This window comes from Streptomyces sp. NPDC054961, assembly GCF_053609145.1.
Map to the genome: position 1 here is coordinate 28,032 of NZ_JBSGWY010000031.1, position 8,296 is coordinate 36,327.

8 protein-coding genes are annotated in these 8,296 nt (G+C 72.9%); 4 read left to right on the forward strand and 4 right to left on the reverse strand.

Annotation, left to right across the window (positions count from 1 at the left end):
* Positions 1-4: 4 nt before the first annotated feature.
* On the reverse strand, positions 5-463 hold the full coding sequence (locus tag ACWF9Z_RS25310; RefSeq protein WP_453605458.1) for an Lrp/AsnC family transcriptional regulator: 459 nt from the start codon (positions 461-463) through the stop codon (positions 5-7).
* A gap of 157 nt (positions 464-620) precedes the next feature.
* Between ACWF9Z_RS25310 and ACWF9Z_RS25315 the strand changes: the two genes are divergently transcribed.
* Genes ACWF9Z_RS25315 through ACWF9Z_RS25325 form a run of 3 tightly spaced genes read left to right on the forward strand, consistent with a single transcriptional unit; the run spans position 621 to position 3,206 of the window.
* Positions 621-1,667, forward strand: coding sequence for a DMT family transporter (locus ACWF9Z_RS25315; RefSeq protein ID WP_453605460.1), 1,047 nt, complete (start codon positions 621-623; stop codon positions 1,665-1,667).
* On the forward strand, positions 1,660-2,886 hold the full coding sequence (locus ACWF9Z_RS25320) for an amino acid aminotransferase (RefSeq protein ID WP_453605462.1): 1,227 nt from the start codon (positions 1,660-1,662) through the stop codon (positions 2,884-2,886). The genes ACWF9Z_RS25315 and ACWF9Z_RS25320 overlap by 8 nt, the downstream gene beginning before the upstream one ends.
* Positions 2,883-3,206: a putative quinol monooxygenase gene (locus ACWF9Z_RS25325; RefSeq protein WP_453605464.1), complete on the forward strand. Its 324-nt coding sequence runs from the start codon at positions 2,883-2,885 to the stop codon at positions 3,204-3,206. Before ACWF9Z_RS25320 ends, ACWF9Z_RS25325 begins: the two co-directional genes overlap by 4 nt.
* 21 nt (positions 3,207-3,227) lie before the next feature.
* Here ACWF9Z_RS25325 and ACWF9Z_RS25330 read toward each other — a convergent pair whose 3' ends face one another.
* A complete protein-coding gene (locus tag ACWF9Z_RS25330) occupies positions 3,228-4,313 on the reverse strand; it encodes a hypothetical protein (protein ID WP_453605466.1) in 1,086 nt (361 codons plus the stop codon).
* A gap of 220 nt (positions 4,314-4,533) precedes the next feature.
* Between ACWF9Z_RS25330 and ACWF9Z_RS25335 the strand changes: the two genes are divergently transcribed.
* Complete coding sequence (locus ACWF9Z_RS25335; protein WP_453605467.1) at positions 4,534-5,067, forward strand: hypothetical protein; 534 nt, start codon at positions 4,534-4,536, stop codon at positions 5,065-5,067.
* A gap of 17 nt (positions 5,068-5,084) precedes the next feature.
* On the opposite strand, the gene ACWF9Z_RS25340 is transcribed toward ACWF9Z_RS25335, so the two are convergent.
* Positions 5,085-7,238, reverse strand: coding sequence for a CASTOR/POLLUX-related putative ion channel (locus tag ACWF9Z_RS25340; protein WP_453605469.1), 2,154 nt, complete (start codon positions 7,236-7,238; stop codon positions 5,085-5,087).
* Between the two features lie 192 nt (positions 7,239-7,430).
* Positions 7,431-8,057, reverse strand: coding sequence for a GOLPH3/VPS74 family protein (locus ACWF9Z_RS25345; RefSeq protein WP_453605471.1), 627 nt, complete (start codon positions 8,055-8,057; stop codon positions 7,431-7,433).
* Between the last annotated feature and the right edge of the window lie 239 nt (positions 8,058-8,296).

The window sequence follows — 8,296 nt, forward strand, 5'->3', positions numbered from 1 at the left end:
GGACCTACGCGGGAGCCGGGTAGATCCTGGACTGCTTCACGCTGCCGTACGCGAAGCTCGATTCGATCGAGGCGATCCCGGGAATGGCGTGGATCCGGTCGCGCACCAGGGCTTCGTACGCCTGGAGGCTTTCGATGACGACGCGGAGCAGGTAGTCGCTGCTTCCCGCCATCAGGTAGCAGTCCTGGATGTGCTCGATGACCGCGACGTGCTCTTCGAACACCCTGACCGCCTCCCCCGTGTGGCGCTCCAGGCGTATCCGTACGAAGACGGTGATCGGGAGCCCGAAGCCCACCTGGTCGACCATCGCCGTGTATCCGCGGATGAGACCCGCTTCCTCCAGCCGCCTCACGCGGCGCAGGCAGGGCGACGGGGAGAGCCTGACCCGGTCGGCGAGGTCCTGGTTGGACAGCCTTCCGTCGGCCTGCAGCGCGCGGATGATGTGCAGATCGACCGCGTCCACGGTCACTCCCGACGGTCGGCGACCGTGTTCACGGTCGTTTCTTGGCAGATTCTGCCCCAAAGCTATGCCTGAAGGGCAGAACTGGCAATCGCCTGCCCCGGGCAAGGCCCTAGCGTTGCCTTTGGCCGGATCCGGCCCCCTGAGCTGGAGGACCTCCTTGGTCACGACGAACACCGGGCCCGCGACGAGCCCCCCGCAGAGCGGGGCCGTGGCGAGCCCCCCGCGGACCGGGGCGGCCGGCCTCGGCCGGCTCTCCCCCCAGGCGCTGGGGATGCCGGCGCTGCTGGTGACCGTGGCCATCTGGGCGGCCTTCGCGCTCAGCGCCCGGGCCTTGAGCGCCTCCTCCCTCCGGCCCGCCGACGCCGCCCTGCTGCGCTTCGGAGTCCCGGTCCTGATCCTCGCGCCCGCGTTGTGGCGCCGCCGCCGGCGCATCGCCGCGGTACGCCCGGCCACCGCGGCCAAGATCGTCTGTGGCGCGGGCGTCCCGTTCTTCCTCGCGGCGATGTACGGCGGCTCGCTGACCTCGGCGGCGTTCGTCGGCTCGCTCATCCCCGGGATGGTCCCGCTCTTCGTCTGCGCGCTCATGATCGCCGGCGGCCGGGGCATGCCCCGGGGGACGCAGGCGGCCGGGCTCGCGCTGATCGCCGTGGGCGTGGTCGCACTGGTCTGGCACCACGTCGTCCCGCTGGACACGGACGTCCTGGCCGGCGCCGGCATCCTCCTCGTCGCCAGCGGGCTGTGGGCCCTCTACACCGTCGGCCTGAAGGAGGTGGACCTGGACCCCGTCGGATCGATCGGCCTGCTGTGCCTGCCCTCCTTCGTGGTGATGGCGCTCCTGGTGCTGACCGGCGTGCTCCCCACCGGCCTGGCGTCCGCCGCCGGCTCCGACATCCTGCTGTTCCTGCTGGTGCAGGGCCTCGGCGTCGGCCTGTGCGCCGGGCTGCTGTACGCGTTCGCCATCCGCAGGCTCGGCGCGGAACGCAGTTCCGTGATCGGGAGCCTCAGCCCCGTCGCCGTCGTCCTGCTCGCCGTCCCCCTGCTCGACGAGTCCCCGACGCTCGGCGTGCTCATCGGCGTGCCCCTCATCACCGCCGGAGTCGTCCTCGCCAACCGGCGCCCCCGGCCGCGGTCCCCCCGGCCCGTCACCGGTCCCGACGCCGGCCACCACGCCCCTCCGCACTCCAAGGGTCCCGCGCATGCTTGAGCTCCTCCTCCCGCCGCCCGTGGACCCGCTCTGGGACCTGACCGCGGCGTTCGAAGCCGACCGCCGGGCCGAACGCCTGAACCTCGTCCTCGGCGTCTACCGCGACCACACGGGCGGCACCCCGGTCATGGCCGCCGTCCGCGAGGCGGAGATACGCCTGGCGGAGCGCTCCGAGTCCAAGGAGTACCGCGGGCTCTCCGGCAACACCGCCTTCAACCGCGCCATGCTGTCGATGGTCCTGGGCACCGGCGGCGCGGCGGACCGGGCCGTGGCGGTCCAGACCGTCGCGGGCAGCGGCGCGCTGCGGCTGCTGGCCGATCTGATCTGCCGGACCCGCCCGGGCACCACGGTGTGGATCAGCGACCCCGCCTACGTCAACCACCAGCCCATCCTGGAGGCCGCCGGCCTGAAGGTGCGCACGTACCGCTGGATCGACGGGGACGGGCGGGCCGACACCGCGGGCATGCTGCACGACCTGGGAGCCGCCGGCCGCGACGACGTCGTGCTGCTCCAGGGGTGCTGCCACAACCCCACCGGAGTCGATCCGGACGCCACGACCTGGGAGGCGCTGGCGGCGCTCGCCGGCCGGGCCGGCTGGGTCCCGTTCGTCGACCTCGCCTACCACGGACTCGGCGACGGCCTCGAAGCGGACCTGGCGGCCACGCGGATGCTCGCGGAGCGGGTGCCGGAGATGTTCCTCGCCATCAGCTGTTCGAAGAACTTCGGCCTCTACAGCGACCGGACGGGCTGCGCCGTGGTGATCGGCGCGTCCCGCCCGTCGCTGCGGCACGCCGAGACGGCACTGCAGAACGCCGCCCGGACGCAGTACTCGATGCCGCCGGAGCACGGCGCCGCGGTGGTGACCGCCATCCTCGAGGACGACGGGCTGCGGGCCGCCTGGCGGGCCGAACTGGACGTCATGAGGGAGCGGATCACGGCCAACCGGACCGATCTGAGCGCGCACCTGAGCGCCCTGGGCTGGGGCACGCAGGCGGACGTCCTCGCCCGGCAGAAGGGCATGTTCTCCATGCTGCCGCTCACGCCGGATCAGATGCACGGGCTGCGCAGCCGGTTCGCCGTCTACGGGACCGCCTCGGGCCGGTTCAACGTCGCGGGGATCCCGGCGCACCGGATCCCCTGTCTCGCGCGGGGCATCGCCGGCGTCCTCGCCGAGGACCGGGAGCTCGTGTCCGCGGCCGTGTCTACAATGAGTGAATGATCTTCATTGTGGTGAAGTTCCCCGTCAAGCGCGAGTACGTCGACCAGTGGCCCGAGAAGGTCGCGGCCTTCACCCGCGCCACCCGGGCCGAACCCGGCAACCTGTGGTTCGAGTGGTCCCGCAGCCTGGAAGAGCCGGACACCTACGTCCTGGTCGAGGCGTTCCAGGACGGCGCCGCGGAGGCGCACGTCACCTCCGCGCACTTCCGCGCCGCCCTGGACACCATGCGCCCGCTGGTCACCCGTACGCCCGAGATCGTCAGCACGACCATCGAGGGCGCGACCGGCTGGAGCCGGATGGGCGAACTCCAGGTCGACTGAGCGCCGTACGCCGCCGCAGGATCAGAAGAGTTGCGCGTAGTACTTGGCGATGTTCGGGAGCTTGCGCAGCGTCTCCTTCTCGGTGGGGTGGTGGGTGAGGAGGTAGCTGATCCGCGCCTCCAGGTCGGCGTCCTTCTCCTGCCGGAATCCGGCGAGCTTCAAGATCCCGCAGAACCTCGCGATGGTCGCGAGGTCGGCGTGGCCCGTGGCCCTGGGGCAGAGCGAGGCCTTCACTCCGGCCGTCCAGCCGGCGGGGAACGCGTCCTGCTTGCAATCGACGTCGTCGAGGCCGGGCAGCCACGCGCTGCCCACCACGGTTGACGAGTGGACGTTCTGGCCGATCTTCGTCACCCCTCCGGGAACGCGGACGGCGCCGCGCGTGCTGAGGGTCGGCATCAGGGAGTCGACCCAGCCCGCGGTGCAGTACGAGGCGTCCCACGTGACCGCCCCGAAGGCCTCGCTGGCCGCGATCGCGTCGATCAGGCCTTCGGGCCGGGCGAGGTCTCCGCCGAAGGTGTGGTCCCAGGTGCTGCTGCCCTGCGCGCTCAGGGCGGTGTATCCGCCGGCCTGCCCGCCGGGCACGCAACCGACGATGTGCTGGGCCGTCGCGTCGGCGCCGCCCTTCTGTATCCAGCACTTCAGCGGGTGGTCGGCGCTGGTGACGTAGAGCCGCCCCTGGGCGCCGACGCGGAACGGGGCGCGTCGCCCCTGGACCGTCCCGTGGACGCCCGCCTTCTTGTACCGGAGTTCGCCGGCCTGCTCCGAGAAGAAGAGGGGGCTGAAGGCGTCCGCGGGCTCGCCGAGGGCGAGGGAGGCGAGGCAGTGCGCGCCCGCCGACCTCAGCGTTTCGCGGACCAGTTTCTTCAAGGGCTGCCCGGGCGCCGCGAACACGGGTGCGCGGACGTCGAGCTGCGGGAAGGACACCCGCAGGGCCGCGCCGAAGGCCGCCTGTTCGTCGAGGAGTTCCAGGACCGACAGCAGACGCGCGTAGTCGTCGTTCCTCGTCATCGCCACGAGCTCGACGACGATCTTGTCCGTATCGGGCGCGTCTCCACCGAACCAGCGCAGGAGGCTCGGATAGGGAGCGGGAGGCGTGTGGGTGCTCATGTCTTCTCCTTGGTCGAACTCGGTCGCACGGAGACGAACTCACCAGGATGGGCGGGCGGGTCGGAGCTCAGGGTGCTCGAACCGCTGCGCGGCGTAGCCGAATTCACCGTACAGAGCGCTCCGTCGGCGCACCGGCCGATCGCCGAAAAGGCTGGACGCGGACGGGTGTTCGGCGTCGTGCCGGTGGGCGTTCAACGGTTCCTGTGGCAGGCTGCGGAGCATGGGATGGACCTACAAGATGCACGGCGGTGTCGCGACCGTGCTGGGCGTCACGCTGCTGGTGCTGACCGCACTGACCTGGCTGCCCGGAACCTTGCCGCTGACCGGGGCGCGGTGGCCGCTGGTGGCGATCGTCGTGCTGCTCTTCCCCCTCTTCATATCCGCTCTGGTGCGCTTGTTCCTGACGCGCGCGGACCGGTACGCGGTGTGGCTGGCCTTCCGGTGCCTTCCTCGCAAGACCCAGGCGGTACTTGGCGCTTTGGCCGTGTCGGGTGTGGTGATGACGGTCCTCAGCACGGCGGGCGAGGGGAACCTGCAGTCCGCGGAGACGAAGGAGGGCCGGTTCTTCGCCTTCGACACCACGCCCCGTGCGCGCGGCACGGTCGAGGTCTCCCCGAGCCGGTACCAGGCTGTGCTGGAGAGCGACCAGCGCAGCATGTTCGCGATCCCGGGGCTCCTCTTCCTGGGCGCCGCGTATGTCGTCCTGGCCGCCGGAGAGCTTCGCCGGGCGGAGGGCGGCTCCCTGCCCTCGTGACCGGGCGGGAGGACTCGTCACCGCGGCACATCGCGACCCGCCGAGACCGGTCGGGAACGGCCCTGCGCGGGGTCGTCGTGCCCGGTGGGGTCGGCCGACACCACGATCACCTCGTCCTCGGGACTCCAGAGGTGGCGTGCGGCCTTGTGCGGGTTGAGCCGCAGACCGTGGTCCGGTGACACGGCGCGCCGCTCGTGCAGCCGGTACCCGATGGCGCACTCCCCGCGGGCGCGGGCGGCGGCGACGACGGTGGCGAAGCTCGCCTCGCTGCCCGGGCGGACGTACGTCCCCACCGGGCACAGCCTCACCGTGCTGCCGTCGGCGGAGAACAGCTCGTCGAACACGGGCGCGAGGTGCCGGTTCTGGGCGATCTGGGCCATGAGCAGTCCGGTCAGGTTCCCGCTGACGATGATGTCGGAGCCGGGACCGACGGGCGCCAGGGGCCGGTTGCGGTCGTCGGTGAGTTCGGTGACCACGCGCAGCTTCCGGGCGGTGCGCTCCTCCAGCAGGCGCAGCCCCAGCAGGGTGACGAGCGTCCAGTCATCGGGGCGGTCGGGACCCGCGCCCGGTTCGGGGCCGAGGACGACCAGGCCGTCGTACCGGGAGAGGTCGAGGTCCAGCAGGGTCTCGGGACGTGACAGGGGCGCGGACCGGAAGCGCACGGCCAGAGGCGGCGGAGCCGTGGCTCCGGCCGCCGGTTCGTGTCCCGGCTCGCGCGTCGTCTCGTGTCCTGGCTCGCGCGTCGTCTCGTGTCCCGGCTCGCGCGTCGGCTCGTGCGGGCCGGCGCTCGCTCGTGCCGGCGCTCGCGCCGGCTCCTGCTCCGTCGCCGGCTCCCGCCCCCTCGCAGGGGGCGCCTCCGGAGCCCGGGGGCCGGGCACGGTGAGGTCCGTGACCACGTCGAGCACCGAACCCGGCCGGGCCGTCCGGCGCAACTGCCCGACCACGAGGGGAGCCCGCCGGTTCCACCCGAGCAGGAGCAGCCGCGACGCCTCCTCGGGCGTCGGCGGGACCGTACTGACCGCCGACGGGTCGACGAGGTGCTCACAGTCCTCCGGCCGCGCCGAGTCCTCGTCGCGGGTAACGACGATCAGGCGGCTCCCCGGCTCGACGAGGGTGCCGGCCGGCGGGCTCAGCACCGTACGGCCCTCCGGGGTGAGCAGCCCGACCACGCAGGAGTCCGCGTAGCCCAGCAGCGCGGCGCCGAAGGGACCACCGTGGAACGGGCCCGCGTCGACGACGTGGAACTCGTCCCCGGCGAAGTCGAGCAGGTCCCGCAGGACGAGGGAGAGGCCGGGGCGGCCCACGCACTGGGCGATCAGCCGGGCCGTGACGGTGTCGGTCCGCAGGACCGTACCGCGCGGGCCGGCGGCGATCCGCGCCGGTGCGTGGTACCGGTCCTCGCGCACCGCGGCCAGCACCGGCGGCCCGTCCGCGCCCCCGCCGAGGACCGCCCGCAGGGCCAGCAGGATCCGCAGCACCTCCGCGTCCGCGTCCGGTTCTCCCGAGGACAGCACCAGTACCGTGCTCGCCGTCTGCGGGCTGACCAGGGCGAGGACACCGGGATCGCTCGCGGGCCCGCTCCGGCAGATGACGCGGGCGCGTCCGCCACGACCGGCGCCCGGACCCATCCGCGCGGCGAGCGCCCGCTCCATCCCGGTCTTGTCCTGATCGGCGAGCAGCACGATGGCCCGGGGCCGGTCCGGGGCCTGGGCCGCGGCCAGCTCGCTCACTACGGTACCCGCCTGGTCCGACCAGCCGAGCACCACGACGTGCCCCTGCTCCAGGACGGTCGACCGGCCCCGGCTCAGCTCGGCCATCCGGTCGGCCAGTCCCGTGGTGATCACCCCGACCAGCGTGGACACGCACAGCAGGGCCACCAGCCCGAGCAACGCGGCGAGCGCCATGCGCAGCGGCGTTCCGGTCACGGCGCCCAGGCGCAGCGTCTCGGCGCTGGTCCGCCAGGCGGCCGTCAGCCGGCCCGACAGTGACCGTGGGGATCCCGGGTCCGTCCAGACGAGCAGGGTGCTCACGGGGACGACGACGGCCAGGCAGGTGATCACCAGCCAGCCCATCAGGGTCCCGGTGCTGCGGGCCAGCGTGCGGTCGAACCGGTAGCCGGCCCGCTCTCGCAACGAGGCCCGCCGTCGCCCCTCAGGTCGACCCGCGTCCATCCGACCCCACCCCGCTTCCCGCCCCTACCGCATCCCCCTGCGCGGTATCCGCCTCGCTGCACAGTGCGGTGTGCGGCGCCGCTCCGCGCCCTGTTTCGGGGCTGATTCACCCTTTCGGGCGGGTACGGGGTACTCGCGCGGGGCGGGACGGGGCGCGGGGGCGTCACGGCAGGTCCGGCCGAGGCCTCCGGGTCACGGCCCGCGCCAGACGTTGGCGAACGCGGCCTTCTCGATGGACCGCCTCTGGCGTACGGCTTCCAGTTCCATCACGGCGTCGTTGACGACGGCCAGCACCGTCGTCACCGCCTCGTCGTCGTCCGGGGACGGCTCGCCGTCGAGGTCCGGTTCGTCCGCGGGCCGGCCGCGGTCGATGCCCACGGCGGCGGTGAGCGCGCAGATCACGGGCTCGTCCGCTTCCAGGCGGCTGAGCGCCTGTCGACGGGCGGGCGAATCGACCAGCTCCATGCGTGAGGCCCCGAAGGGCAGCCGGCCGCGTCGTTCGCTCGTCAGCTGGCCGTCCTCCTCGAGGGCGCGCTGGTAGGCGGCCGAGAGGTCGCGGCCCCGGCGCCACAGCCAGTCCTCCACCCGCTCGTACGGCGACTGCCGGGTGAGCGCCGCCGCCGCCTCGTCGAGGAGGTGGTCGTCCCGCGCCGGGGGCGTGCCGGGCACGATGCGGTCACCGTCCAGGGCCACGGCTCCCGTACCGATGAGGTCGATCAGCTCGGCGCCCGCCAGGGCGAGCGACAGGTCCCCCTGCCCGACGGAACGGGCGGCTTGCGGATCCATGGCGATGATGAACAGGTCCTTCGCCGTGGTCATGGACGGCTCCCCTCGCAGTCATCGGAACAGCGCTGCCGCTTTGGGCGGCCCGGCGGCCTCCCGTACGCGGAACCCCAGTATCACCGTTCGCTCAACGCGGCGGCAGCGACGCCCCGTCGACGACGTGCGGGGGGGCCCCCCCCCCCCGGGGCCGCACAGCACCCGCGGCGGCGCCGGAAAAGCCAACCCCGGAACCTACTCAGCGGAGAGTGAGAGACAGAGTGTGTGTTTGTGTGTGG